The sequence below is a fragment of the Archangium violaceum genome (assembly GCF_016859125.1).
Lineage (GTDB): Bacteria > Myxococcota > Myxococcia > Myxococcales > Myxococcaceae > Archangium > Archangium violaceum_A.
Genome location: NZ_CP069338.1, coordinates 11,698,037 through 11,724,109, shown reverse-complemented (window position 1 = coordinate 11,724,109; position 26,073 = coordinate 11,698,037). Strand labels below are relative to the sequence as shown.

Genomic DNA, 26,073 nt, shown 5'->3' with positions numbered 1-26,073 from the left:
GCGCGCACGTTCGAAGCCTGTCTCCCAAGTCCCCGGCACGGGGGTGGGGTAGGCTCGCGCTTCAGAGAGGACGATCCATGCTGCAAGCAGTCCGGCGGCTCGCCGTGGGAATCATCGCGACACTCCCCCTCACCGCGGAGGCGAACAAGAAGAACGTTGCCGCGACCTCACTCCAGGCGCTGATCGCCCGGGAATGGCAGTACCAGCTGGAGCACAGCCCGACCTATGCGTCGGTGCTGGGTGACCGCCGCTGGAATGACCGCTGGGACGATCTCAGCCTCGCCGCCATCGAGGCGGACCACCAGCACAACCTCCAGGTCCTCGCGCAGCTCGCGAAGTTGGATCGCAAGAAGCTCTCGGCGGAAGACCAGCTCGACTACGACCTGTTCCGCCGCGATTACGAGACGTGGGTCGAGGAGCACCGGTACAAGTGGTACCTGCTGCCGACGAACCAGGTAGGGAGCATTCCGGAGGGAATCAAACAGCCTCCAGGCATCCAGACGGCCTACCAGCTCGCCGACACGCTGCGCTTCGCGACGACGAAGGACTACGAGGAGTGGATCACCCGTCTCGGCGGCTTCTCCACGTACGTGGATCAGATCATCATGCTCATGCGTGAGGGAATGCGCGAGCGCCGCATGCATCCCCAGGTCATCCTGCGCCGCATCCCGCCCCAGCTCGAGAAGCAACGGGTGGAAGACCCCACGAAGAGCGGGTTCTACAGCCCCTTCACGCGCTTCCCCTCCAGCATCTCCCCGGCCGAGCAGCGGCGCTTGTCCACCGCGGGCCGCGCCGCCATCGCGAACGGGGTACTGCCGGCGCTCACGCGCTTCCACCGGTTCCTGACGGGCGAGTACATCCCCGCCGCGCCCGAGCAGGTGGGCATCTGGCAATTGCCGGAGGGCCCGGAGATGTATGGTTTCTTCACCCGCAAGTACACGACGACGAAGCTGAGCCCGGATCAGGTCCACGAGCTCGGGCTCGCCGAGGTCCAGCGCATCCGTGCCGAGATGGAGGCGGTGAAGGCGAAGGCGGGCTTCCAGGGCTCGCTCCACGAGTTCTTCCGCTTCCTGCGCACGGAGCCGCGGTTCTATTGCAAGAGCGGGGAGGAGCTGCTGCTGCGGTATCGCGGCCTCTCCAAGCGGATCGACCCGCTGCTGGTGAAGCTGTTCAAGACCCTGCCGCGGCAGCCCTATGGCGTGGAGCCGACCCCGGCCGCCATGGCTCCGGATGTCACCACCGGCTTCTACTACCCCGCCGCGTCCGATGGTTCCCGCCCGGGCACCTATCTCGTGAATCTCTACCGTCCCGAGACACGGCCCGTCTGGGAGATGATCCCCCTCACGTTGCACGAGGCCGTGCCCGGGCATCATCTCCAGACGTCACTCGCCGCCGAGCAGAGCCACCTCCCCGAGTTCCGTCGTTATGGCTACCACGTGGCCTACGGTGAGGGCTGGGCCCTGTACTGCGAGACCCTGGGGGACGAGCTCGGCTTGTACGATGACCCGTACGACAAGTTCGGCCAGCTGGCCTACGACATGTGGCGCGCCGTCCGGCTGGTGGTGGACACGGGCATGCATGCCCGGCGCTGGAGCCGGCAGCAGGCCATCGACTACTTCCTGGAGCACTCGCCGCGCCAGGAATTGGATGTCGTCAACGAGATCGACCGGTACATCGCCTGGCCGGGACAGGCGCTGGCCTACAAGGTGGGGCAGCTCCAGATCCGGGAGCTGCGTTCGCGTGCCGAGCGTGCGCTGGGCGAGCGCTTCGACGTTCGCGAGTTCCACGACGTGGTGCTGCTCGACGGATCACTCCCTCTGGACATCCTCGAGCAGCGGGTCGAAGCCTGGGTGGCCAGGACCCGCGCTGGCGCGACGCGCTCCCGGTGATTACTGGCGGCCGATCTGGTCGAAGCGCTGCAGATCGTACTTGTTGATGATGGAGATGAGCTTGTCCGCGTAGCCGGGATCCGTCGCGTACCCGGCCCTGTGGATCTCGCGGGCGAACTGCGCCGCGTCATCGGTGTGCTTGAACGCGTTGGCGTAGCGCTTGTTCTCCCGCAGGAACTTGCCGTGGTCCGCGAAGGACTCGGCCGGGGTGTTGTACTTGCGGAAGTTGGCGTTCACCGTGTGCCAGCCCCTGGACCTGGAGTACTCCTTCGTGGGCATGGTGACGTGGCCGGCGGGGCCCTCGCCCTTGATGCCGAAGAAGTTGTTGCCCTTCGTGGCCAGGCTGGACTTGCCCGCGCCGCTCTCCAGCAGCGCCTGCGCCAGCGTCACCGAGGCGGGAACGCCCGTCTGGCGCTGGCTCTTGATGGCGTCCGCCGCGACGCGGTCGATGAACGCGTTGCCCGTCGTGGGCAGCGGGCCCGTCACGCCACTGGTGCTGTCCGTGCCCGAGGTGCCGCCGGAACCCGAGGTGCCTCCCGTGGAGGGCGCCGCCGAGCCACCGACCTCGGCGCCCAGCTTCTGGAACGCCTGGCGCGTGAGCGGACCGTAGTAGCCGGTGTTCTTCACGCCGTGCGCTTCCTGGAACTCCTTGAGGGCCGACTGGGTCCTCGGACCGAAGGTGCCCGGGCCGGTGTTCATCTCCGCCTGGGTCATGAAGCCCAGCTTCACCAGCGCCTTCTGGAGCTTCTCCACCTCGGCGCCCCTGGCGCCCTTCTCCAGATCGCCGGAGGGCAGGGCCATGCCCTTCACGCTCGCGCCGTTGGCCGCCGGGGAGGCGGGGGGCGTCGAGGTGTCCGCGGAGGGAGCCGCCGTGCCCGGCTTCGGGTTGCCGCCGGAGAACGTCACCAGCTCGTCCGTCGTCTTGTAGTTCTTCGGACCGCCGACGAGCCTGCCGTTCTGCTCGCTCAGGGTGATCTGGCTGCCGGTGGCGGGATCGTTGGCGAAGTAGACGTCCTTGCCATTCTGCTTGCCGCGTCCGGTGATGGTGATCCAGTGATCCGTGCCGTTCTTGCCGCCAGCGCTGCCGGCCTTGTAGTCCACGCCCACCACGACGGGGCGGCCCACGTCGATCTGCTTGTTGATGGTGGAGAGGCTCCAGGCCGACTTGCTGGCGCTCAGGCCCGCGGCCTTCGCGGCCGTATCCCACATGATGCCGTTGCCCGCGTAGCCCTTGTTCCTGTCCAGGTACGCGTCCAGCTCGCCCGGGTTGATGGCCTTGCCGGAGATCTTGCTGATGGCCATGGCGGTGGACGTCGTGGCGCAGCCCGCCAGGGAGATACTGCTACCCGTGCCCAGGCTACGGCCGCCCCACTGCGCATCGCTCTGCTTGTACATGGGCGTGCCGTCCGCCGAGGCGGGGTAGGTCCGGCCACCGGAATCACGCACCGCGCCGGCCGACGAAGGGGCGCCCGCCTCGAACGTGTCGCCAGCGTTGGAAGTGGCCGGCTTGGAGGCGGGCTTGTTATCGAAACCGTCGGGGATGACGAGCTTCTGACCAACGTTGATCTTGTTCGGGTTGCTGATGTTGTTGGTCTGGGCCAGCTGGGTCGCCGAGACGCCAAAACGCCTGGCCAGTGCATTCAAGGTGTCGCCACTGCGAACCGCGTAGGTGGTCGTCAAGGGGGGGGCTCCCGCTGGGTCGGATGAGGACTTTTCTCATTGTCGGTGAAGCGTCCCAGGATGTTGCGTACGCGGCTCCGAATTCAGGCTGCGTGACGCCAAGCCCTCGAGAACACGAGGGAAAGGACCCTCGAGGTTGGCCGTGGCGAAGGCGTGGTGATGGGGGGCGCTGGCCCCCCCGCACCAGAGGTCTCAGGCCTTTTCGATGGTTGGGACGGCGAGGAGGGGCGTACTCTTTTGGATGGGGGGGCACTTCCGTTCCAGTGAGGCTGTACATGCCGTTCCTCCGCCGTTCCTCCGCCTCTCTGTCCGGCTCGACGCTCCTGCAGATGGGGGTTCGCATCGCCGGAGTCGTCGCCCTGGCCACGCTCTTCAGCTACCTGCACGTGCTCGACTCCGTGCGTACCGAGAACCTCGGGAGACTGGAGCGGTACGTCGTGGAGCGCAGCCAGCGCGAGCAGGGCATCTTCGTGCTGGCGCAGGACAATCACGTCGTGCTCCAGAAGGCGCTGGAGGAGCGGATCCGCGCGCTCGAGCACGAGGACGTGGACGCGCGTTTCGACAGCCTCTTCGTCCGGCTGCCCGACGGCACCGTCCGCAATCGTCCCGAGAGCTTCGACGGCAAGAGGATGCCGGGCGTCATCGTCCCGAAGGATCGGCCGCTGGACGCGGGGCTGCGCCGGCGCATCCTGGCCGCGTATGACGTGATCGCTCAATACGGGCCCGCGTTGCACACGCGCTTCACGAACACCTATGCCGTGCTGCCGGAAGACGTGCTCGTGCTCTATTGGCCGGAGGGCCCCACGTGGATCCAGGACGCCGAGAGCACCATCTCGTTCCTCGGCCTCGAGTTCTACGACTTGAGCCTGCCAGCGAAGAACCCCAGGCGGGAGACGGTCTGGTGCGGCGTCTACCCGGATCCCGTCACCCGGGAATGGATGGTCTCGGTCTCCACGCCGCTGGACCTGGACGGCCGCCATGTCGCGACGATCGGCCACGACGTGCTCATCGAGGAGTTGATGACCCGCACCATCAACGACCACCTGCCCGGCTCGTACAACATGCTCTTCCGCGACGATGGCCAACTCATCGCCCATTCCCTGCTCACCCGGGAGGGAGGCACGGGGGTCTATTACATCCAGGGCGGCCCCGAGCGGAACGACAAGGGCCCCACCGTCACCGAGGAGGAGCAGCGCCACCTGCGGAGCATCTTCGAGCAGGTTCGCAAGCGCCCAGCGGACCCGCCGGTGGCGGAGCTGCCCGAGTATTCCGAGTACATCGGCGTGGCTCGCTTCAAGGGGCCCGGCTGGAACTTCGTCACGGTGCTGCCCGAGAGCGTGGTGTCCGCGCCCGCCGTCCGGGCGGCGCGCCAGGTGCTGCTGTTCGGCCTGTTCTCGCTGGTGATGGAGCTGGTCATCATGTCCTGGGTGCTCAAGCAGCAGATCACCCGCCCGCTGCTGGCCTTCACCCAGGCCGCGGACCGGGTGGCCGCGGGGGACTTCCATGTCGAGCTGGATACCTCGCGCGAAGACGAGCTGGGCCAGCTGGCCCGGGCCTTCCGGGTGATGGCGGACAAGGTCCAGCATCGCGAGGAGGCCCTGCTGCAGGCCAATGAGGGGCTGGAGCAGCGGGTGGAGGAGCGCACCCGCGAGCTGAGGGAGGTCCATCACCAGCTGGTGCAGGCGGCCCGGCGCGCGGGCATGGCGGAGATCGCCACCAACGTGCTGCACAACGTGGGCAACGTGCTCAACAGCGTCTACACCTCGGCCCAGCTCGCCCGGGAGCGGATGGGCCAGATGCGGCTCGAGCAGGTGGGCCGGGTGGCGGGCATGCTCGAGGAGCACCGGTCCGACCTTGGCGGCTTCCTCACCCGGGACGAGCGCGGCCAGCATGTGACGCCCTTCCTGCGCAAGCTGGGGCAGAACCTGTTGGAGGAACGCGAGGAGCTCGTCGCGTTGCTCGACGACGTGGGCCGGTACACCGAGCACATCGGCGACATCGTCAAGGTGCAGCAGCGCTACGCCCGCACGCCCCGGATGCACGAGCCCGTGCACCTGGAGCCGTTGGTGGAGGACGCGCTGCGCATCAACGTGGCCGGGCTCACCCGCCATCAGGTGAAGGTGGAGCGGCACCTGGCCGCGCTGCCGCCCGTGCTGACCGACAAGCACAAGGTGTTGATGATCCTCGTCAACCTGATCAGCAACGCCTGGCACGCCCTGGATTCGGTGCCCGCGGACGAGCGGCGTCTGACCTTGAGGATGGAGCGCTGCCTCGACGGGCGCGTCCGCATCGAGGTGCGGGACAGCGGCATGGGCATCTCGCCGGAGATGCTCACCCGCATCTTCCAGTACGGCTTCACCACCCGGGACGAGGGGCACGGCTTCGGTCTGCACTCCAGCGCCCTGGCGGCCCAGGAGATGGGGGGCTCGCTGTCGGCGCACAGCGACGGGCCGGGACGCGGGGCCACGTTCACGCTGGAGCTTCCCTACATTCTGGCCGAGGAGGCGGCATAGGGGCCCACCCGTGCATTCCATGCATGAGGGTGGATTCGCGCCCGGCTCCGTGGCAGAGAATACCTCGTGGCCATCCTCTCCATTCAGTCGCATGTCGCCTATGGGTACGTCGGCAACCGGTCGGCGACCTTTCCCCTGCAGCGCCTCGGTCACGAGGTGTGGTCGGTCAACACCGTGCAGTTCAGCAACCACACCGGTTACGGCCGTTGGCGCGGGCAGGTATTCGAGCCCTCGCATGTCGCGGAGGTGGTGAACGGCATCGCCGAGCGCGGTGTGCTGGCGGAGTGTCAGGCCGTGCTGTCCGGCTACATGGGCGACGCGGCGACCGGCTCGACCATCCTCGACGCGGTCGCGCAGGTGCGGGCGGCCAACCCGCGGGCATTGTACTGCTGTGATCCGGTGATTGGGGACGTGGGCCGTGGCATCTTCGTGCGGCCGGGCATCCCCGAGTTCCTGCGCGAGCGGGCCGTCCCCTCCGCGGACATCATCACCCCCAACCAGTTCGAGCTGGAGTTCCTCACGGGCCGCACCGTGCACACCCTGGCGGACGCGCTGGAGGCCGCCGCGGCCCTGCGCCAGAAGGGCCCGCGCGTGGTGCTGGTGACGAGCCTGCTGCGCGAGGGCACGGCGCCCGGGACCATCGAGATGATGGCGGCCACGGACGCGGGCGCCTGGCTGGTCCTCACGCCTCAGCTCCCCCTCGATCCGCCGCCCAATGGCGCGGGTGACGCCGTGGCGGCGCTCTTCCTCTCGCACCTGCTGCGCGGCCGGGACGCGGGTGAAGCACTCGGGGAGACGGCCGCCTCCATCTTCGGCATCTTCTCCGCCACCCAGGCCGCTGGGACCCGCGAGCTGCAGCTCGTCGCCGCCCAGGAGGAGCTGGTGAACCCCTCCCAGCGATTCGCCGTGGAGCGGGTGGCCTGACCCGGCTCCCCGCTACTTCCGGCCGCTCAGGGCGATGAGGAGTGGGTTCTCCCGGTACTCCCGCCAGTAGGCCTCGCCGTACTTCTCGAGCGCCTCGGCGGGAATCTCGAAGGGGTGCCACGCGACCTGGCGGAAGCCGGCCTCCGCCAGGACGGACTCGTACACCTGGGTGGACCAGCGGAAGTACTCGACGGGGGTGCTCGGAGCGGTGCTGAACCGTGCCTCGCAGACGTACCGTCCCTCTTCGAAGCGCTCGCTTCGCACCTCGAAGCCATACTCCGCCCAGTTCGACCGCCGCAGGTCGAAGGCGGGATCGATGGTGAAGGCGATGCAGCGTCCGCCCTCCTTCAGATTGGAGAAGGCGCTCCGGCACATCCGCAGCATGTCGTCCCGGGTTCGCGCGTAGTTCAGCAGGTAGACGGCCGTCACCAGATCGAAGTCGCCCAGCCGGGGCAGGGCCGCGGCGTCGAAGACGTGGTACAGCACGCCCCTCCGTTGCTCCTGCTCCTTCTGACGCGCGACCTGGACCATCTCCGGGGAGATGTCCACGCCCTCCACCCGCTCGGCGCCATGATCCTTCAAGAGCCGCGAGTAGTGGCCGCTGCCGCAGGCCAGATCCAGGACGCTCTTTCCTTCCAGGTTCCCCACCAGCCGGAGGAAGGTGTGTCGCTCCGGGATGGGTAGGGTGGCTGTGTTCTTGAACTGCTCGTACTTGCTCCCCACGCTGTCGTATTGCTCCGCCATGATGTCCGTCCTCGGGTCGGGTGCCGCCCCTCGAGCAGGGGCCTGCCTGCTTCGGGTGGCGTCATCTTGTTCATTCGGGTCGAGAGTCACCCAGAGAGCCGTCGATCGCGGAGCCAGAGTTGCCTGCTTTCCGACACAGTGATGCGCCGCGTTCATCGCCATGGTAGGGCTTTGGCCCTCATGGAAAAGAATTGTCAGCTTTCTGGAGCGAATCCCGTCTCTTGAAGCGAGCGAGGGAAACCGTGCTGCAATGGCAGCCACCGCCGCGAACGAGCCCCCGAGCCTTTGTCAGCCCTCGTGACGAGCCGTCGTCTGGGTGCGCCAACCCCAGACGAAAGGTTCATGATGCCGCTCGTTTCCCGTGCTGGAAGGGCTCCCCGCCAGGCCATCGTGTTCGGCCGTAATCCGCATCAGTTCGATTCCTTCGACGTGGAGGCGGACGCGGCCGAGGCGCTGGGAATCGATACGTTCCAGATCGATCTGGCCGCCCTGCTCGAGGGAGACGCGGAGCGCGCGATCTCCGCCATTGCGAGGGCGGCTCCTGGCGGCGGAGTCCTCGCATGACTTCGATGTCGACGTGCCGGACTTCTCCGCCTTCGAGGCACTCGCCCGTAGAATCGACGCGCGCTTCTTCACCCTGGATGTCGCGATGCTCGAGGAGGGTCGCTGGGCCGTTGTCGAGGTGAATGACGGAGGCGTCTCCGGGCTTCCCGCGAGCATCGACCCGCGCGAGCTGTTCGCGACGTTGCTGGGCGTGGACCGGTGAGCCGTGCGTCGGCACGCGTTCGTCATGAGACAGTCGTTGAGGGAAATGCTTGTCGCGGAAGCCCATCTCCCTCTTCCATTCAATTCCAGATGCGCAAGCTCAAATACCACGTGGCCATGTCCCTCGACGGCTTCATCGCCCGCGAGGATGATTCCGTCGACGACTTCCCGGCGAATCTCTCGCCAGAGCACGTCACTGACTACCTCTACAGTCTGGCATCGGAGTACGACACGGTGCTGATGGGCCGCGGCACCTACGAATTCGGGCTGAATGTGGGGGTGACGGATCCATATCCCTCCTTCGAGACCTATGTCTTCTCTCGCTCCCTGCAGGAGAGCCCGGACCCGCGCGTCCACCTCGTTCGTGAGGATGTCGTCGGCTTCGTGCGGGAGCTCAAGACGCGCCCCGGCAAGCAGACAGACATGAGCCGCGTCATCCGGGCGGCCCAGATGGGTCTCCCCAAGGATATCTACCTGGCCGGCGGCGGGCTCCTGGCGACGACGCTCCTCGACGCGGGGCTCATCGATGAGGTCATCATCAAGGTGAATCCGGTGCTGTTCGGTTCGGGCAAGGCGCTCGTCCCTCGGCTCGCGCGGAAGGCCGACCTCGAGTTGCTCTCGACCAAGGTGTATCGCAACGGCGTCGTGCTCCTGCAATACGCCGTCAAGCGCTGAGGCAGGGGAGCCTTCCTCCCGCAACGCGTTGGAGTAGGCTCCGCCCTCATGTCCTGTGCGCACTGCGGCAAACCCCTTCCGGCGGAGAACGGCCGGTTCTGTACCCACTGCGGAGAGCCCATCGCTCCCACGAGCCAGGGGTTTTCTCCCGAGGTGGCGAAGGAGGCCACCCGGCGTGCCGCGGGAGAGACCGCCCAGGTGGTGCGGTCCGTGCTCGAGGACCCGCGCCTTCGCGAGCGCCTTCCTGGACGTTCGCTGGCGCTGCTCGGCGCGGGGCTCGTGGTGCTGGCCGTCCTCCTCTCCGCGCTGCCGTTCTTCTCGGGCATTGGCGTCGTCTGGTCGTTGGTGATGCTCGCCGGTGGCGTGCTCATCTGCGTGCGCGAGCTTCATGCCGCCGGGCGTCCCCTCCCGGAGCCGGCGGTGCGCGCGGTGCGCTCGGCCGAGCACCCGCTCTTCCTGCCAGCCTTCACGGTGCTCACGTTCGTTCATGCGTTCCTCTCGTTGAGCGTCGGCATCGTGCCGCTGCTCTGGCTGCTCGCCGCCATCGTGCTCGGCTATGACCAACGGCGCGCGCTCGCCGCTCTCGGGGAGGAGGAGGGGACGCCCTCGCCCGAGGAGCGGCGCCTCGGGCGGTGGGTGCTCGCGGGCGCGCTCGTGTGTGCGGCGGCGCTGTTGCTCACCTGGGGCCAGGGCGGAGGTTATTTCCTCGGCGGCATGCAGCCCGTCCACGTGCGCGAGTGGACGATGGATGGTTTCGGCAGGGAGTACGAGGACCACTACGAATACCGCTACAACATGTGGACGAACTACGTCTCCGCATACGCCTCCTCCGGCCGGGGCCGTCCGTTGGCGTCCGTGGCGGTGCTCATTCTGGGCGGGCTGGTGCTGCTCTCCCGATCGCGCCGGAGCCGGGCCTCGCTTCCTTCGTGGCTCCTGCCCGTGCTCGCCGGGGCCGTCACGCTCTGGGGCATCGCCGGGCTGGCCTCCTTCGTGGGTCCGTGGCTCTTCCTCGTGGGTGCACTGCTCATCGATGTCGCGGTGGTGCGAGCGCGTTCGCACTTGACGTGACTCGGGCCGCGCGTCCACTTTGGGCGGATGAAGAAGCTCGTCAATGTGCCCCGCGCGGTCGTGGGGGAGATGCTCGAGGGACTCGTCGCTCTTTCTCCGGAGCAGGCGCTGCTGGAGGGTGAATCCGTGGTGGTTCGCGCGGACATTCCCGCCGAGCCCCATCGGCGAGAGGTCGCGGTGATCTCCGGAGGAGGCAGCGGACACGAGCCGGCGCATGCGGGCTATGTGGGCGCTGGCATGCTGCACGCGGCGGTCGCGGGGGATGTGTTCACTTCGCCGAGCACCGACGCCGTCCTGGCGGCGATCCGCGCGGTGTCGGGACCGGCGGGGGCGCTCCTGGTCGTGAAGAACTACACCGGCGATCGGCTCAACTTCGGTCTCGCCGCCGAGCTGGCGCGCGCGGAGGGCATCCCGACGGAGGTCGTCGTGGTCGCCGACGATGTCTCCCTGCGTGACACCGTCGAGCCGAGTCGCCGCCGGGGAATCGCGGGGACCGTGCTGGTGCACAAGGTCGCCGGGGCCGTTGCCGCCTCGGGTGCCTCGCTCGAGGCGGTCGCGCGGGAAGCCGAAGCGGCCGCCACGGAGCTCGGCACCATGGGGGTCGCACTCGGTCCCTGTACCGTGCCCGCGGCGGGCCGGCCCGGCTTCACGCTCGGCGAGGAGGAGATAGAGCTCGGTCTGGGCATTCATGGCGAGCAGGGCGTGCGGCGCGTACCGATGCAGCCGGCCAACGCCCTGGTGGACACCCTGCTGACGACCATTCTGGAGGACCGGGGCATCGGCTCCGGCGCCCGCGTGGCCCTGCTGGTCAACGGCCTGGGTGGTACTCCGCCCATGGAGCTGGCCATCGTGGCCAACCGCGCCCTGACCGTGCTGCGTGAGCGGGGCGTCCTCGTGGAGCGGGCGTGGTGCGGCTCGTTCCTGACGGCGCTGGAGATGCCGGGCTGTTCGCTGAGCCTGTTGAGCGTGGATGACGCGCGGCTGCGCTGGCTGGACGCGGCCACCACCGCACCGGCCTGGCCGGGCAACGGCAAGCTCGCTCCCGCACGTCGGGTGCGGCCCGTGCCGCCCGCGCCGCCAGCACCCGTGGCGGATGGTGAGCGGCATCCCGGGATGGAGCGGTTCAAGCAGGCGGTCCTGACGGTCGCCGACGCGCTCGATGCGGCCGAAGCGCGCTTGACCGAGCTCGACAGCGCGGCGGGAGATGGAGATCTCGGCATCAGCATGGCGCGTGGCGCGGCGGCCCTGCGCGCCCTGCCCGAGTCCTCCTGGACGAATCCCGCTCGGGCGCTGACGGCGATGGGCGAGGCCGTGCGCCGCGGCATCGGTGGGAGCTCGGGCCCGTTCTACGCCACCGCGTTGTTGCGCGCCGCCCGTCGACTGGCGGACGTGGCTCCGGACGCGACTGGCTGGGCCGAGGCCTTCCATGCCGGCGTCGAGGCCGTGGCGGAGCTCGGCGGTGCGCGTCCTGGAGACCGCACGATGCTCGACGCCCTGCGCCCGGCCGCGGACGCTTTCTCGCAGGCGCTGAATGCCGGGAAGTCGCCCGCCGAGGCCTGGAACGCCTGTGTCCTGGCGGCGGAGCGAGGCGCGGAGGCGACCGCGGGGATGAAGCCGCGTCTGGGACGTGCCAGCTATCTTGGCGAGCGCGCCATCGGTGTTCCCGATGCCGGGGCGGCGGCCGTCGTCGTCTGGTTGAAGGCACTCTCTTCCCGCATCGGCTGACACCGGCGCCTTCCCACCCTGGATAGGGTTTGGCTCCGTCAATCCTCGCAAGTCGCTCCCGAGAATTCTTGAACTCTCATCAGGTGAGTGTCAGGTGAAGGTCAGGTGATTGTCGAGATATCGCTCACGTGCATGGCCAGATGAGTCGAACCCTTTGGGAATGGCGTAGAATCCATACGCGATGAATCACAAACGCCGGTCGTGGCGGATCCTGCTGGGGCTCGTCCTGTGTCTGATGGGCGTGTACGGGGGCCATCAGCTCATCGATCGTGCGGAGGCCGAACCCCTCCAGCCGCCGAGCCAGTCGGACACCCCCTCTCCCCTCGAGGTGGTGATGCTGCTCGTGGCTGGCCTGCTCGGGGTGGGGGGGACCGCCTATGGGGTGCGGCAGCTTCGCCGGGAAGGGCAACTGCTGCGCGAGGGTGTGCCCGTGCTGGGGACGCTCACGCACGTGACGCAGGATCGAGAGAGCAGCCACCGGATCCTCATCTACCGCTTCGAGGACGAAACGGGCGTGGTGCGAGAGGGTTCCTACGAGACGTCGCCCGTGGCGCTGCTGGAGGACTACGAAGCAGGCCAGGCGGTCACGGTCCTCTACGATCCCACGGACCCGCGCATCAACATGGTCGACGAGGACCACGTGCGGCGGGCTGAAGCCAGGGTTCGCGGGCCGTAGGTCAGCTCAGTTCGGGGAGTCCGAGCTTCCGTTCGGCCTCCCTCATCTTGCGCTGCTTCACCTCTTCGTCCTCGCCCTCGTCGCCCTGTTGGGCGCTCGTGCCCACGTCCTCGGCCAGGCCGCTGCCCCTCCAGCTCTCGGAGGGGCCGCGGCTCTCCACCTCCATCCCGAGTGATGGCATCGCGGCATCGGCGCGAAGGAGGGGAGGGGGCCGCTTCGCGGTGGCGGCGTAGATGTCCACCAGGGTCACCCCCACGAAGGCGGCGGTGATGGCGCCGTGCCAGGCCCGGTTCGCGCGCGGAAGCCGGAAGCTCACCGCCAGGAGCGCGAGGTCGATGGCATCACCCGCCACGCGCGCCCAGACCCAGGGCCGCCGATGACGCTGGGTGAGCAGTCCCAGACCGCTGGCGATCTCCCGGATCCCGAGCACCTTCACCAGCCCGGAGTGGCGCCTCGAGGCGCCCAGGAGGCGACAGAGGCCTTTCGGAAATGTCAGTTCCGTCAGTCCGATGCCCAGGCTCACCCATCCGAGAGCCCACGGCAGACGCTCACTCTTCATCGAGGCACTCCTCCCTCGACGAAGGTGAGGATGCCCCTGGAGTTGGAGCAAGCCGCCGACCCTTCGAGCGGGCGTCCCCCGGCTCGCGGGGGGCACCCGCCAGGCGTCCTCGGGATCAATCCACGCGGATGACGACCTTGCCGAAGTGTGCCCCGCTCTTGAGGTGCTCGAAGGCGGCACGTGTCTCGTTGAACGGGAAGACCCGGTCCACCACCGGGCGGACGCCGTGCAGGGTCAGCGCGCGGTTGAGGGCCTCGAAGGACTGGCGGTGACCCACGAAGGTGCCCTGCACGCGCAGATTCCCCATGAGGATGGGAGTGAGGGGCGCCGAGCCCGCCCCTCCACTGAGCACGCCGATGACGGACACCGTCCCTCCGACACGCACGGCGCGCAGGGACTTCTCGAAGGTGCCGGCTCCGCCCACCTCCACGACATGGTCCACGCCCGTGCCACCGGTGAGGGTGCGTGCCGCCTTGTCCCAGTCCGGCGTCGTCACGTAGTTGATGCCCTCGTGGGCGCCCAGCGCGCGGGCGCGCTCCAGCTTGTCGTCACGGCTGGAGGTGAGGATGACGCGCGCGCCGAACATCCGGGCGATCTGCAGCGCGAAGATGGAGACGCCTCCCGTGCCCTGCAGCAGCACGGTGTCACCCGCCTTGAGCCCACCCTGGGTGACGAGCGCGCTCCACGCGGTGACGGCCGCGCACGGCAGCGTGGCGGCCTCCTCGTCCGACAGATGCGGGGGCGTGAGCACCACCCCCTCCTCGTGGAGCAGCATCGTGTCACCGAGCGCGCCATCCAGGGGCCCACCCAGCGTGCTGGCTTGCACGGTGCGCGAGGCCTCTCCCGCGAGCCACGACTGTGCGAAGAGGCCCATCACCCGGTCCCCGGGCTTCACCCGGGTGACGCCCGGGCCCACGGCATCCACCACGCCCGCTCCATCCGAGTTGGGGACGAGAGGCAGCTTCTGCCGTGGGTTGTAGCGGCCCTCCACCATCATCAGGTCGCGATAGTTGAGGCTCGTGGCCTTCACCCGGACCCGGACCTGGAAGGGACCGGGCGTGGGGTCCGGCCGCTCACAGGACACCAGGTTGTCCAGTCCGAATCCGCCGCGAATTTCGTAGGCTTTCATGTCCCCGGGCTTCTAGCGCGCCTCGCGCTGGCGTGAGAACCCGGATGACGCGAGCGCTACTGCCGGCCGAAGTCCTGCGTCCAGTAGTGACCGTAGGGGCTGCCGGCGACGTAGGCGTAGCCAACCCCGAGGTGCAGGAGGTTGCCGTTCATGATGTTGTTGCAGTGGCCGGTGCTCTTCATCCAGCCATCGACCACCGAGGCCGGGGTGCTCTGGCCCGCCGCGATGTTCTCGGCCGCCGACCTCCAGACGTAGCCGGCGTTGGTGATGCGCGTCCACGGGGTGGTGCCGTCCTGGCTGTTGTGGGCGAAGTACTTGTTCGTCCCCATGTCCTTCGAGTGCTTCCGGGCGGCGCACCGCAGCCGGGTGTCCAGGGTCAGCGGGCCGACCTTCGGCTTGGCCACGCCACCACAGGTCGCACCCGCCGCGCGCCGCTGGTTCACCAGGGTGAGCACCTGGTTCTCGAAGTTCTCCCAGGCCGGATCCCAGGTGGTCACGTCGTCACAGTATGCGGCCGGGGTGACGGCCTGGGCCTGGAGCTCTTCTCCGTTCAGGGTCTCCTCGAGGGGCTCACCCACGATCCCCTCTTCCTCGTGCGTGAGGGGCGCATCGGCTCCGCAGCCCGCGAGCAGGGTGACTCCGAGGAGGATGGACGGGACGCTCAGCTTTCGGTTCATCGGGCTTTCTTCTCCGGGGGTAAAGAAAGTTCAAGATGCGCAAAACGGGACAGCCGGGATTGGCTATAAATACCTTCTGGAAATGTTTGTCAATGCATCTCAAAATATCAAGGCTCGCTCCCCTGGTGTGATGGTAGGCTTGTCTCGCCCCTCCCGAGATTGCGCGCCATGTCACCCACATGGACGCCCACCCTCTACAGGAGGACCGCTCGCGCCGCCGACGGAGGAGGGGGCATCCGAAGGAGGGCTGTATGACGGTCCTCCCGGGGCCCTGATCGCGCCATATCGAGGAGACGAAGGACGGTTGTGCAGGTGGTGATGGCGGTGCCGCTGGCCTCATGTGCGCACACGTCATCCGGCGGTGCGTTCTCGGTTTCCGAGAGTCGTATCGCCCGTGTCTGGCATGCCGGACACCGAGCCAATGACTTGCAGGGAGGGTCGAGCCGGGGTGGGTCACGCCGGAGTCGTGGGCGTCATTGGAATGGCAGACGTACGCATCCTCCGGCCGGCCTCCAGGGAGGCGTGCGGTAGCACGGGGACATGACTGGAAAGTGACCCGTCCGGGGGCGCTTCAGGGCGCTCCAGGGGCGCGGTAGCGGGCCAGTCTTCCGGCGAGCAGCTCGCGGAGGGCGGGGGGCGTGTCGGCCAGGAGCACCTCGCCCTGGAGATCATGGCTGAACCATGCGCCCCGCACGAGCGCGGCTTCTTCCAGCTCGCGCCAGGCATCCATCAATCGCTCCGTCGGCGTCTCCAGCGCCGCGGCGGCCTGCTCCAGTCCAATGTCCGAGCGGGCCACGGCGAGCACCTGCGCCAGGCGCAGCGCCTCGGGGGACAGACGGCTCAGCCGCTTCTGGATGATGGCCCTGGCCCGACCCGGAGGCGTCAGCGTGGTGGGGATGCTCCCATCGGGAGCGCCGGACTCGATGAGATGCCGGACCGTCTCCACGACGAACAACGGATTGCCACCGGTGTAGCGGGCGATGTCCTCGGACATGTGCTCCAGCGCGGGCACCTCCATGCCGCGCAGCAGGGTGCGTACCGCCTCGGAGTCGAGCGGCTCGAGCTGGAGCAGCTCCCCCAGTCCGGCATCGGCTATCTGCCGGATGCGTTCCCCGCTCCAGACGGTCTCGTCGGTGCGCTGGCTGGTGATGACCAGGGGAAAGCGCCCGTGGGCCATGTCCTCCTGCGTCTGGGCGAAGGTGTAGAAGCCCAGGTCGCTGCTCTCGGGATCGCTGTACTGGGCATCGTCATAGGCGAGGACCTCCACATCCCGCAGCGCCAGGCGCAGCACGTGGACGATGGCGGCGAAGAAGCGGGCCTTCTCCTCGGGAGGTGGGGGCAGGGGCCTGGCCTCTCCGCCCAGCTCCGGGAGCAGCCGCGACAGCTCGCGCAGCACCCAGTCCTCCAGCACCAGCTCCGGGTGTTGCCGCAGCAGCGCTCGAATGTTCCGGGCATGCGTGGCGTAGGGCACGTCGAAGTCCCCCGGGCGGGCCGTGAACAACAGCCAGCGCCCTCGGGAACGGGCGAAGTCCATCATCAGCCGCGATTTGCCCGCTCCCGGAGGCCCCACCAGGAACAGGGCCTGGCGCGCCGTCCAGGCTCCCTCCATCCGCGCCCATTCGCGCTCGCGACCCGCGAGCACCGGAGGGTGCACCACGGAGAGGGGCAGCGCCCGCCGTCCCGGGGCGTTACCGATCGGTGGCGGCGTAGCCGAGCGCTCGATGTCGTGCGCGAGCTGTCTCGTGGCGGTCGAGGGGACCATTCCCAGCTCGATCTGGAGCACCGCCTCGCATTGCCGCCAGACCTGCAAGGCCGCCACCCGGTTTCCAAGCCGGTGATGCAGGCGCATGAGGTGCCGGAAGGCCTCTTCCGAGGTGGGCTCCAACTGGAGCATCCGCTGGGCCGTCTCCAGCGCCGCGGGCAGCCGGCCTTCCCGCTCCTCGCGCAACGTCCGCGCCTCCAACGCCCGTTGTTGCATGAGCAGCATCCGCGCCCGCGCGCCCCGCAGCCAATCGTCCAGCGCCTCGCAGTCCTCGTAGAACAGGCCCGCGAGCAGCTCACCCATGGAGTCCCCGGTCCACGTGGAGCCGCCGCGCGCGAGCTCCCGCACGTCCACGGGCACGGTATCGCACAGGTGCAGGGGGTCGCGGCCCTCCACTCCCGCCACCCCGAGCAGCTCCTTCAGCCGCCGCAGGACCTGGGACAGGTTGTTGCGCGCGGTGGTTTCACGGGAGTCCGGCCAGAGCAGTCCCGCGAGCGTCCCTCGTGCTGTCTCTCCTTCCATCGCGAGGTAGGCCAGCAGGGCCGCCGTCTTCCGCTCCAACGGCCGTACTCCGGTGTCGCCACCCACCACCCGTGCGCCGCCGAGAAGCTCGATTCGCCAAGCGTTCAATCCGCGAGAGTCTAGGTCAGAGACGGACTCTCGGATAGCCGCGCCTGTTTCCCATTCCCGGTGAGAGATTTCTCGAGGTTCGGGATTAAGCGGTGGGCCTCGTTGTTGGGCCGGGGTTTCCCGCCTGCTCAGAGGCCCCCCCTATGACATCCCAGAAGCGACGTATCCCGGGCACCGCACGCGTGGTGCTCACGACCAGCGCGGCCGCGTGGCTCGCCGCCTGTGCCACCTCCACGCCGCTGGACAAGGCAGCCGCGCCAACGCAGGTGAAGCCACCCGCGACGTCCGCCGCCCCGCGCCCTTCTCCGAAGCCCACCTACGGCGCCTTCGGCGTGGACACCGCCGGAATGGATCCGTCCGTCGCGCCCGGCGACAGCTTCTACCGCTTCGTCAACGGCACCTGGCTCCAGAAGACGGAGATCCCCGCCGACAGGTCGAGCTACGGCATGTTCACGACGCTCGCGGAAGAGGCGAGCCGGCGCACGCGCGCGTTGATCGAGGAGGCCTCGAGCTCCAATGCGCCCGCGGGCAGCGAAGTGCGCAAGCTGGGTGATCTCTTCGCGAGCTTCATGGACGAGGCGGCCATCGAGGCCAGGGGCGTGTCACCGCTCGCGCCCGAGCTCGGCCGCATCGCCTCCATCACCAACCGGAAGGAGCTCGCCGCGGCCCTCGGCGACACGCTGCGCGCCGACGTGGATGCGCTCAACATGGGCCACGTCACCACGGACCGGCTCCTCGGCCTCTGGGTGTCCGAGGACCTGAACGAGCCGTCGCGCTACGCCGCCTATCTGCTGCAGGGCGGCCTGGGCCTGCCGGATCGCGACTACTACCTGGTCGACAACGCCCGGTTCACGGAGATCCGCCAGAAGTACCAGGAGCACATCGCCACCCTGCTGCGCCTGGCGGGCATCACCGACGCGGAGGCCCGGGCGCGCCGCGTCTTCGAGCTCGAGCGCGACATCGCGCGGGTCCATTGGGCCCAGGTGGACACGCAGGACGTGGCCAAGACCAACAACCCCTGGCCTCGGGAGGAACTGGCGCGGCGCGCACCCGGTCTCGACTGGGACGCCTACCTCGGCGCCGCGGGCCTCGGGCAGCAGCGCGAGTTCATCATCTGGCAGCCGAGCGCGTTGACGGGGATCTCGAAGCTCGTTGGCGGCGAGCCCCTGCAGACCTGGAAGGACTACCTGACCTTCCACGCCATCGCGCGTGCCGCGCCCTACCTGCCCAAGGCCTTCGTCGACGAGTCCTTCGCCTTCAACGGCCGCGTGCTCTCCGGCGCGCAGCAGCTGCGCGAGCGCTGGAAGCGTGGCGTCGACGTCACCAGCGGGGCGATGGGCGAGGCCATCGGCAAGCTCTACGTCGAGAAGTACTTCCCGCCGGAAGCCAAGGCGGAGGCGGACAAGATGGTCCGCAACATCATCGCGGCGTTCGGCCAGCGCATCGACGCGCTGGCGTGGATGTCCCCGGAGACGAAGCAGCGCGCCAAGGAGAAGTTGTCCACCCTCCAGGTCGGTATCGGCCACCCGGAGAAGTGGCGGGACTACTCGGGGCTGGAGATCGTGCGTGGGGACGCCTACGGCAACGCCGAGCGCGCGTCGCGCTTCGAGTACCAGCGCAACCTCCGCAAGCTCGGCAAGCCCGTCGACAGGTCGGAGTGGTTCATGGTCCCGCAGCTCGTGAACGCGCTGAACTCCCCGCAGCAGAACTCCATCATCTTCCCCGCGGCCATCCTCCAGCCGCCCTTCTTCGATCCGAACGCCGACCCGGCGGTGAACTACGGCGGCATCGGTTCCGTCATCGGGCATGAAATCGTCCACAGCTTCGACGACGTGGGCGCGCAGTTCGACGCTCGCGGCAAGCTGGCGAACTGGTGGACCCGGGAGGACGCGGAGAAGTTCAAGGCCGCCAGCAAGACGCTCGTCGCGCAGTACAGTGCCTACAAGCCCCTGCCCGACGTGTCGGTGAATGGCGAGCTGACCCTCGGTGAGAACATCGCCGATGTCGCCGGTCTGGCGATCGCCCATGACGCCTACCGGCTGTCACTGGGTGGAAGGCCGGCGCCGGTGATCGACGGCTTCTCCGGCGATCAGCGCTTCTTCCTCGGCTTCGGTCAGGTCTGGCGCAACAAGTACCGCGAGCCCACCCTGCGCCGCATCCTGCTGACGGACGGGCACTCGCCGGGCGAGTACCGCGCCTCGACCGTGCGCAACCTGGATGCCTGGTACGAGGCCTTCGGCGCCACGCCCGGGCAGGCGCTCTACCTCGCCCCCGAGCAGCGCGTGCGCATCTGGTGAGGAGAGGGGAGGGGTGGACACCGGTCGCCTCCCGGGTCCACCCCTTCCTTCGTTTCCGGTCAACGTCATGGGTCCCCTTGCCACCGGGCTTGGGAGCAGGCCACGTACCGGCCTGGCGGGCCAGGGCTGTTCCCTTCGAGACCCGGATGGGTGGCCAGACAGGCGAGCGCCGGGCACTGGACGTGTCTACACTGGTGGCATGTCCCGTCTAGGCTCCTGGTTCCGTGGGTCGCTTCTGGGTATCGGACTCCTGGTGGGGGGAGTGGCCGTTGGCGTGCCCGCGCATCCGGCCATCTCCGTGGATCTGCCCTACAGGAGTTTCAACCTTCAATTCAGCGGGGATGACGTCTTCTCGCCGGACCTCCAGATCCACCGCTCCGGGACGGAGCTGCGGGGACGGGCCCTGGGCCTGGCGACGTTGCTCACGTTGAAGGAAGACGGGGTCTCCGGTGTCGTCGGCTCCATTCCCATCAACCTGAAGGTTCGCAAGGAGGGAGACACCCTGATCGCCGAGGGGGGCTTCATCGACGGGCGCACGAAGCTCCGGTTCAGCCCGAAGGCGCTCCACGTCTACATCAACCAATGCACCTATGATCTGACGTTCGCCGAGGGCGTGTACCAGGGGCCGCGAAGCTGCGACAGCCGGTTCTCGCCTCCGGTGCGGATCTCCGTGCCGCCCGAGCTCCTCTCGCGAGGCGCCTCGGAGCAGGCGGCCCTGTTGCTCTTCGCCCTCGTGTCCGCCGGGCGGTAGCGCACCACGCCCCGCCGGGCGGACCGGGAGGAGAACGGGGGCGCCGCTCTCCTCCCTCGTGGCTCCGGACCCGCGGTCACCGGGCCCGGAGCACACCTGCTGCTAGCTGAGGATCGGATCGCAGGAGCAGGTCGCCATGTTGCAGGTCGTACCCACGCCGCACGTACCGCCGCAGTCGGGCTTGCAGACGCACTGGTCGCCCGACTCGTTGCAGCCGAGCGTCGGGCCCTCGCAGTGATCCGGCTCGGTCGGGCTGTACTTCGGATCGTCCTCGCAGGGGGTGCCGCCGTTGGGATCCTTCACCTGGTCCACCCAGTACTGGTACGACACCGCCACCTTGGTGGACTCGGTCGCGGGGCGGCAGGCGCCGAAGAAGGACAGGGTGCGCGCGCTGCCGTCGAAGTCGAAGCCGTTGACCGTGTTGCGCGGGATGTCGTTGCCCGTCTTGCAGACAGCCGGATCTCGCACGTTCTCAGCGGCCACCTTGATGGACGCACCGATGGGCGGCTTGAGGGTCTTGTAACCCGCGTTGCCGATGGCATCGACGATGATCGCCTCCATGGAGGTCTCGATGGAAGCGGTGTCGAGGATGGAGCCGAGCACGCCGCCCGTGGCGTTGACCACCGCCGCGTGGCGCAGCTGGGACACGCCGCCAATGGGCTGCGGGTTGAACTCACGGGTGGAGTTGGAGAGGTTGCAGGTCCCCGAGGTGCAGCCGCAGACCTGGCCGGACGGGCACACGATGCCGTGCACGGTGATCTGCTTCTTCGTCTTGTTGGTGGGCTCCTCCGTCTCCAGGCGATTGCCGAAGAAACTCTTGAAGTTCTCGACACTCTCACATTCGCTTCCGGCCTTGTCCTTGGTTCCGCCGCTCCCGCAGTTCGCCTTGGTCGTGGAGTAGTTGTGGGTCTGATCGTCCGCGTCTCCGAGCAGGATGACCACGAGCTGGGCATCCTTGCGCGCCTTGAGGCCGGACTCGGCGGCGCCCGGCTCGGTGCCCGGGGTCATGTCATCGACGACCTTGCGGGCCGCGCCGAGCAGGCCCTCGTTGCCGCTACCCGCCAGACCCACCCAGCAGCCACCGTTGACGCCTTCCGAGGGGTCGTCAGTGCCAGGACAGGTCGCGGGCTCGGGCGTGGTGGGAACCCCGCTGCACGTCCCCGGGGTAGCTGATGAGCACTTGCTGTTCTGCGTGAGCCAGGCCTTCACCTTGTTCACGTTGCGGGTGAACTGGCGCACCCTGCCCACGTTGCTGGAGCCCGGGGCGCCCAGGTGGTAGCTCGTGGTGACGAGCGCCATGCGCCAGTCCAGCGACGAAGCATTGAGCGCGTTCGCCGCGGACTGGGCGGTGGCGGCCAGCGACTGCTGAGAGGTCCCCATCGAGCCGCTGTCGTCCACGACGAAGATGAAGTCCACCTTCGAGATCGGGATGGTGAAGAGCTCGCACTGCGCCGCCGTGGGCTCACCGAACTGGGCGAGCGCGGAGCCATCCGAGAGGTCCTTCACGGAGAAGGCCGCGGGGGTGCTGCGGTTGCCGCCCGTCACGCCCGTCAGCGGAGCCACCGCGATGAGCACCACGAGGCTCTGGTTCGAGCGGTGCACGAAGAGGGTCTGGAGCCGGAAGTCGCCCGTGACACCCGCCGCCGCGCTGCTGAGGCGGCCCGTGCTGCCCGGCAGCAGCGCGTCCACCAGCTGGTCCGTGCGGCGCTTGAGGTCCGTGCTCGTGCCGGCCTGATCATAGTTGGCCTGCACGGCCTCGAAGCCCTCCCAGGTCTTGAACGTCTGGGCGATGCGATTGCGCAGGGCGCCCTTGGACGCGATGGCGGGCTGCAGTGCCTCCTCGTCGCCGAGCGGATCCGTGGCGCCCGCGGGCGGGGTGGTGCGGAAGGCCAGGAAGGCGACCTTCGTCGTGCTGTCGTAGCCGATCAGACCCTTCACCTCGTCGCCCGACTTGATCTGGGTGACCTCCGTGAAGGTGGGCGGCAGCGCCAGCTTGATGTCCGCGCCCTCCTCGGACTTGAAGACCACGGGGCGCAGGTTGTCGGCGGTGCACACCTGTCCGGCCGGACCCGACGCGTCGGTGCCGTCGGTGGGGTCCAGCTCCCCGGGGTCCTTGCCGCCGTTCTGGTTGTTGTCCTCGGCGCCATCGGCCACGCCGTCGCCGTCGGAGTCCGGATTGGTCGGGTCCGTGGTCGAGCCGGGGTTGACGTCCGGGCGGAAGATTCCGGAGCAGTTCGCCGCGTCCAGGTTCTGGGTGACGCCCAGCTCCACGCCGTCCGAGATGCCATCGCCGTCCGTGTCGAAGCGGCGGGGGTCGGTTTCGGTGGCCTCCCGGATGCCGTTGCCGTTCTGGTCCTCGCCCTTCACATCCCCGCTGGTCGGGCCGTCGCGCAGGCCGTCACAGTCGGTGTCCACGAGGAGCGGGTGGGTCTCGTCATCGTCCACCTTGCCGTTGTGGTTCGCGTCCTCCACGCCATCGGGCAGGCCGTCACCATCGGTGTCCGCGTTGACGGGGCTCGTGTTCACCGCGGTGCTCGCGTCCGGGGTGATGGTGCAGTTGGTGCCGGTCACCGCCTCGGTGACGCCCACCTCGAGCCCGTCCGGGAGCCCGTCCTTGTCGGTATCCGCCAGGCCGGGGTGCGTCTGCTTCCCCTCGTAGAGCACCTCGAACTCGGTCTTGTCGCTCAGACCGTCGCAGTCGGTGTCCTTGGTGGCGTTGTTCGGATCGTTGCGATCGGTGGGCAGCGGCGTCTCACCTCCCGGGCCGGTGGGATTGCCCGGGCCGGTGGGGTTGCCCGGGTCCGGATCCGGATCCGGATTACCCGGGCACGCGGTCGCTGTGAGCAAACTCGTCGCGAGCAGCACTGCTTTGATCAGTTGTCGCGTATTCATCGGGGCTCTCTTCCTCCAACCAGGCATCCCTGGCGTGTCTGGAAAACCGCCCCCCCCGCGCGGTACCTGCTTGCCATCATACGCGCTTGCGAGCGCGAATTGGCGGTTTTCGTTGGGGGCACGATTTTTGGTCCGGATCAGAGTCCTCCGCAAGAGAGCCACTCCGTCTGGGGGCGAGACCGCTCGCCCGTCGAGGGAGTTCCTTCTGTCTTGATCTGGACTCATTGTGTTGGAATCGGCTTCTTTTCTCGTACCAGGGGTGAAGACTGTCAAAAGCAATGACTTGTACGCTTGGGATTTGAGACTCGGCTCGAAGCAGGGTTGTGTGCCCCGGTGTGGGCGATTGGGTCTCATCCGTGCCGGGGCATCGTCTATTTCGGCCCACAGCGGACGCGAGCCCGTCGGAGGGGATGCATGTCGTCGGAGCCAGCCTCGACACCATTGCGCGCTGAAGGGGATATGGCTGTCATACGCGTTTTCCCCCCCTCGCGAGGAGGCCGACGATGTGCCGGATCCTGAGTTCCTTGATGCTGATACTTCCCCTGGTGGCCTTGCTGGGTTGTGACGGCGTGGGTGTGCCCATCGTCTTGAACCCTTCCGACAGTGGGACTCCGGATGGGAATCCTCCCCGCGTGACGGTGGGGCTCGAGCTGACGACGGTGACGGCGATCCAGCCTCCGGTGATCAGGCGTTTCACCGCGGCATCCTCGACGATCAACCTGGGTCAGAGCACGACGCTGAATTGGTCGGTGGCGGGCGCCACGAGCCTGATCATCGAGCCGGGCGTGGGGACGGTAACGGGGACGAGCGTGACGGTGAGCCCGACCGTGACGACGACCTATACGCTCGAGGCCATCAACGATCTGGGGACGGTCACGGCGACCACGACGGTGACGGTGACCGTTCCCCCGGCGGGCTGGGCGCCTCTCGCCTGGACCCACGAGCTGCCTGGAAACTATGACTCGGATGTCTACCGCTGGCTGGATTCAGGCAAACAGCAGCGGACCGCCGTCCTCACGCGCAATGATTCCCGGGATCCGGGCGGGAGTTACGGCGGCATGCTCCGGCAGTTCCGCTTCTACCTGGGCTCCCAGGAGCGCGTGGCCACGGGCACGGGCGCCAGTGGTCTCTGGAACGGCTGGGGCTACGTGGTGAGCCATTACGGCTCCGGTGGGTTGACCCACTCCGGCAACATCCCCGGCAACTACCGCCAGGTCTTCGTTGGCCGCCACCATGCCATCCACGAGTTCTCCTGGAACCTGCCCATCAATGGCACCCCCGTCAAAGCCACGGTGCACTGGTTCTTCGCCACGGGACGGGACCATCCGATCTACGCCATCACCTTCGACAGCAGCGCCGCCGGCTCCGGTGGATTGTCAGTCAATGCGGACTCCCGTTCTCCCTATGGCGACATCGCCTGGGATGGTGACGGCCTCAACTCCTACGTGGACGGCGTGAAGTGGGGCGACAAGTACAAGTTCTCTTCTGGCACCGAGCCGCTCACGGCCCAGAGCACCTGGGATTACACCCAGCCCAACGTGGTCCCCTACACGATGGCCTACTCCCGGACCGCCGACGCGGAGATGGGCATGGTGCAGACGCTCAGCTGGCTCCAACACAACACGGGCGGCACCTGGTTCCACACCAACTGGGGCTATACCTCCGCGAACCGTCAGGGCGCCGGGGATTTCGGTACCTGGCTCATGCCCCCCAATTGGAACTGGCCCTACCAGATGTGCCAGTACGAGATGGATGACTACAACCCGACCCGGAGCAAGCGCCTCGCCTGGGGCTTGATGTACGGTGCCGTGGGGAGTCCGTCCTATTATGGCTATGGCTATGAGGGGACCTTCTCGGGCCATCCCTATCAGAGCTACTCCGTCTCCATGGTCATGGGCCGGCAGAGCACCAGCTCGGTGCTGGCCCAGGTGACCCAGATGGAGCGCATGCTTCGGGGGCAGCTCAGCGCGACGCGAGGCTCGGTGGTGCTCTCGGGTCCCACCGGTGTGGCTCGCACCGACACCGCGACCTATCCGGTGCCCGGTTACAACAGCGTCTACGGAGCCTATGAGCTCCAGCCGGATGCGACCGGTGCCTTCACCGCGACCCTGAATGCCGCCGGTGGAGACATCCAGAATCCCGTCTTCCTCGTTCACAAGTCGGGCGGCGTGCCGGAGCGCCTCTATCTGGATGGTGTGCTGCTGACGGCGGACGTGGACTACTTCGCTTCCTCCGATACCAGCGCCGGGCGGGTGTGGATCACCCTCAACCGGACGTGGAACGGCAGCCATACCCTGTCCAGCGTTTCCTCCGCGTTCGGAGTGGAGCCGTGACGAACGAAGAGTCCTATCTGGTCACGGCGGGCAAGCTTCCTGACTGGCTCGTGTATCCCCATGGATACACGAGGGTGGTGCGGCAGGGCATCCTGGATCTGATGCCCTGGCACCTCATGGAAGCCAGAGCCGCTCGGGAGAAGGCTCGGGCCCTGGCGGGGCGCTATCCCTCACGCGAGCTGTTTCCGTTCGCCTACAGACAGGACAACGACGGTATCGCCTGCTGGAGCAAGGGGCATGGAGAGCAGGTGCTCATCATCCATGACTTCGCTTCCGCGGGCTTCGAGCTGGAGAGTGTCTTCCCGACGTTCTGGGATTGGTTTCGCGCCGCTGTCGAAGAGACCATCCAGTGGGACTGAGGCGGGCGCGCTCGGGCGCCACCGG

20 protein-coding genes are annotated in these 26,073 nt (G+C 68.0%); 13 read left to right on the top strand and 7 right to left on the bottom strand.

Annotated features, from left to right (window positions below; genetic code table 11):
- Window positions 1-77: 77 nt before the first annotated feature.
- Window positions 78-1,889 carry a DUF885 domain-containing protein gene (locus tag JQX13_RS49495; protein WP_203406350.1) on the top strand — a complete coding sequence of 604 codons (1,812 nt, stop codon included), beginning with the start codon at window positions 78-80 and terminating at the stop codon, window positions 1,887-1,889.
- Here the strand turns inward: JQX13_RS49495 and JQX13_RS49490 are convergent, their stop codons facing one another.
- On the bottom strand, window positions 1,890-3,569 hold the full coding sequence (locus tag JQX13_RS49490) for a glucosaminidase domain-containing protein (RefSeq protein ID WP_203406349.1): 1,680 nt from the start codon (window positions 3,567-3,569) through the stop codon (window positions 1,890-1,892). It abuts the gene before it with no gap.
- Window positions 3,570-3,844: 275 nt separating this feature from the next.
- Between JQX13_RS49490 and JQX13_RS49485 the strand changes: the two genes are divergently transcribed.
- The gene (locus JQX13_RS49485) at window positions 3,845-6,082 is read left to right on the top strand and encodes a sensor histidine kinase (protein ID WP_239014336.1); all 2,238 of its coding nucleotides are present in this window, start codon (window positions 3,845-3,847) and stop codon (window positions 6,080-6,082) included.
- Between the two features lie 66 nt (window positions 6,083-6,148).
- Window positions 6,149-7,006 carry a pyridoxal kinase PdxY gene (gene pdxY / locus JQX13_RS49480; protein ID WP_203406348.1) on the top strand — a complete coding sequence of 286 codons (858 nt, stop codon included), beginning with the start codon at window positions 6,149-6,151 and terminating at the stop codon, window positions 7,004-7,006.
- Window positions 7,007-7,018: 12 nt separating this feature from the next.
- Here the strand turns inward: pdxY and JQX13_RS49475 are convergent, their stop codons facing one another.
- The gene (locus JQX13_RS49475) at window positions 7,019-7,750 is read right to left on the bottom strand and encodes a class I SAM-dependent methyltransferase (protein WP_203406347.1); all 732 of its coding nucleotides are present in this window, start codon (window positions 7,748-7,750) and stop codon (window positions 7,019-7,021) included.
- A 342-nt stretch (window positions 7,751-8,092) separates the two neighbouring features.
- Here JQX13_RS49475 and JQX13_RS55065 point away from each other — a divergent pair, with 342 nt between their 5' ends.
- The 6 genes from JQX13_RS55065 (at window position 8,093) to JQX13_RS49450 (ending at window position 12,659) form a co-directional block, all read left to right on the top strand.
- Window positions 8,093-8,314: a hypothetical protein gene (locus JQX13_RS55065; protein ID WP_239014335.1), complete on the top strand. Its 222-nt coding sequence runs from the start codon at window positions 8,093-8,095 to the stop codon at window positions 8,312-8,314.
- Window positions 8,277-8,516 (top strand): ATP-grasp domain-containing protein, encoded by a 240-nt coding sequence (locus JQX13_RS55060; protein ID WP_239014334.1) that lies wholly within the window; start codon window positions 8,277-8,279, stop codon window positions 8,514-8,516. Before JQX13_RS55065 ends, JQX13_RS55060 begins: the two co-directional genes overlap by 38 nt.
- Before the next feature lie 89 nt (window positions 8,517-8,605).
- Entirely contained in the window at window positions 8,606-9,190 is a 585-nt protein-coding gene (locus tag JQX13_RS49465) for a dihydrofolate reductase family protein (RefSeq protein WP_203406346.1), read from the top strand.
- A 48-nt stretch (window positions 9,191-9,238) separates the two neighbouring features.
- Window positions 9,239-10,258 carry a zinc ribbon domain-containing protein gene (locus JQX13_RS49460; RefSeq protein WP_203406345.1) on the top strand — a complete coding sequence of 340 codons (1,020 nt, stop codon included), beginning with the start codon at window positions 9,239-9,241 and terminating at the stop codon, window positions 10,256-10,258.
- Window positions 10,259-10,285: 27 nt separating this feature from the next.
- Window positions 10,286-11,983 carry a dihydroxyacetone kinase subunit DhaL gene (gene dhaL / locus JQX13_RS49455; RefSeq protein WP_203406344.1) on the top strand — a complete coding sequence of 566 codons (1,698 nt, stop codon included), beginning with the start codon at window positions 10,286-10,288 and terminating at the stop codon, window positions 11,981-11,983.
- Between the two features lie 181 nt (window positions 11,984-12,164).
- Complete coding sequence (locus JQX13_RS49450; protein ID WP_203406343.1) at window positions 12,165-12,659, top strand: DUF3592 domain-containing protein; 495 nt, start codon at window positions 12,165-12,167, stop codon at window positions 12,657-12,659.
- Window position 12,660: 1 nt separating this feature from the next.
- Here JQX13_RS49450 and JQX13_RS49445 read toward each other — a convergent pair whose 3' ends face one another.
- The 4 genes from JQX13_RS49445 to JQX13_RS49430 all read right to left on the bottom strand — a co-directional run bounded on the left by JQX13_RS49445 (window position 12,661) and on the right by JQX13_RS49430 (window position 17,416).
- Entirely contained in the window at window positions 12,661-13,218 is a 558-nt protein-coding gene (locus tag JQX13_RS49445) for a hypothetical protein (protein WP_203406342.1), read from the bottom strand.
- 115 nt (window positions 13,219-13,333) lie between these two features.
- On the bottom strand, window positions 13,334-14,347 hold the full coding sequence (locus JQX13_RS49440) for a zinc-dependent alcohol dehydrogenase family protein (protein WP_203406341.1): 1,014 nt from the start codon (window positions 14,345-14,347) through the stop codon (window positions 13,334-13,336).
- A gap of 56 nt (window positions 14,348-14,403) precedes the next feature.
- Window positions 14,404-15,024 (bottom strand): CAP domain-containing protein, encoded by a 621-nt coding sequence (locus tag JQX13_RS49435; protein ID WP_203406340.1) that lies wholly within the window; start codon window positions 15,022-15,024, stop codon window positions 14,404-14,406.
- A gap of 571 nt (window positions 15,025-15,595) precedes the next feature.
- Complete coding sequence (locus JQX13_RS49430; RefSeq protein ID WP_203406339.1) at window positions 15,596-17,416, bottom strand: AAA family ATPase; 1,821 nt, start codon at window positions 17,414-17,416, stop codon at window positions 15,596-15,598.
- 143 nt (window positions 17,417-17,559) lie between these two features.
- On the opposite strand from JQX13_RS49430, the gene JQX13_RS49425 reads away from it, so the two are divergent.
- Window positions 17,560-19,713 carry a M13 family metallopeptidase gene (locus JQX13_RS49425; protein WP_203406338.1) on the top strand — a complete coding sequence of 718 codons (2,154 nt, stop codon included), beginning with the start codon at window positions 17,560-17,562 and terminating at the stop codon, window positions 19,711-19,713.
- Between the two features lie 274 nt (window positions 19,714-19,987).
- Window positions 19,988-20,464: a hypothetical protein gene (locus JQX13_RS49420; RefSeq protein WP_203406337.1), complete on the top strand. Its 477-nt coding sequence runs from the start codon at window positions 19,988-19,990 to the stop codon at window positions 20,462-20,464.
- 102 nt (window positions 20,465-20,566) lie between these two features.
- Here the strand turns inward: JQX13_RS49420 and cglD are convergent, their stop codons facing one another.
- Entirely contained in the window at window positions 20,567-23,356 is a 2,790-nt protein-coding gene (cglD, locus tag JQX13_RS49415) for an adventurous gliding motility lipoprotein CglD (RefSeq protein ID WP_203406336.1), read from the bottom strand.
- Between the two features lie 527 nt (window positions 23,357-23,883).
- On the opposite strand from cglD, the gene JQX13_RS49410 reads away from it, so the two are divergent.
- Together JQX13_RS49410 and JQX13_RS49405 are read left to right on the top strand one after the other, a co-directional pair.
- Window positions 23,884-25,689 (top strand): hypothetical protein, encoded by a 1,806-nt coding sequence (locus JQX13_RS49410; protein WP_203406335.1) that lies wholly within the window; start codon window positions 23,884-23,886, stop codon window positions 25,687-25,689.
- Window positions 25,686-26,048 (top strand): hypothetical protein, encoded by a 363-nt coding sequence (locus JQX13_RS49405; protein ID WP_203406334.1) that lies wholly within the window; start codon window positions 25,686-25,688, stop codon window positions 26,046-26,048. The genes JQX13_RS49410 and JQX13_RS49405 overlap by 4 nt, the downstream gene beginning before the upstream one ends.
- Window positions 26,049-26,073 lie beyond the last annotated feature (25 nt).

Bases quoted from the DNA above. Each gene is read 5' to 3' on its own strand.
- JQX13_RS49435 (WP_203406340.1), bottom strand. From the start codon at position 15,024: ATGAACCGAAAGCTGAGCGTCCCGTCCATCCTCCTCGGAGTCACCCTG.
- cglD (WP_203406336.1), bottom strand. From the start codon at position 23,356: ATGAATACGCGACAACTGATCAAAGCAGTGCTGCTCGCGACGAGTTTG.
- JQX13_RS49460 (WP_203406345.1), top strand. From the start codon at position 9,239: ATGTCCTGTGCGCACTGCGGCAAACCCCTTCCGGCGGAGAACGGCCGG.
- JQX13_RS49410 (WP_203406335.1), top strand. From the start codon at position 23,884: ATGCTGATACTTCCCCTGGTGGCCTTGCTGGGTTGTGACGGCGTGGGT.
- JQX13_RS49445 (WP_203406342.1), bottom strand. From the start codon at position 13,218: ATGAAGAGTGAGCGTCTGCCGTGGGCTCTCGGATGGGTGAGCCTGGGC.
- JQX13_RS49425 (WP_203406338.1), top strand. From the start codon at position 17,560: ATGACATCCCAGAAGCGACGTATCCCGGGCACCGCACGCGTGGTGCTC.
- JQX13_RS49465 (WP_203406346.1), top strand. From the start codon at position 8,606: ATGCGCAAGCTCAAATACCACGTGGCCATGTCCCTCGACGGCTTCATC.
- JQX13_RS49450 (WP_203406343.1), top strand. From the start codon at position 12,165: ATGAATCACAAACGCCGGTCGTGGCGGATCCTGCTGGGGCTCGTCCTG.
- dhaL (WP_203406344.1), top strand. From the start codon at position 10,286: ATGAAGAAGCTCGTCAATGTGCCCCGCGCGGTCGTGGGGGAGATGCTC.
- JQX13_RS49485 (WP_239014336.1), top strand. From the start codon at position 3,845: ATGCCGTTCCTCCGCCGTTCCTCCGCCTCTCTGTCCGGCTCGACGCTC.
- JQX13_RS49475 (WP_203406347.1), bottom strand. From the start codon at position 7,750: ATGGCGGAGCAATACGACAGCGTGGGGAGCAAGTACGAGCAGTTCAAG.
- JQX13_RS55065 (WP_239014335.1), top strand. From the start codon at position 8,093: ATGATGCCGCTCGTTTCCCGTGCTGGAAGGGCTCCCCGCCAGGCCATC.
- JQX13_RS49440 (WP_203406341.1), bottom strand. From the start codon at position 14,347: ATGAAAGCCTACGAAATTCGCGGCGGATTCGGACTGGACAACCTGGTG.
- JQX13_RS49495 (WP_203406350.1), top strand. From the start codon at position 78: ATGCTGCAAGCAGTCCGGCGGCTCGCCGTGGGAATCATCGCGACACTC.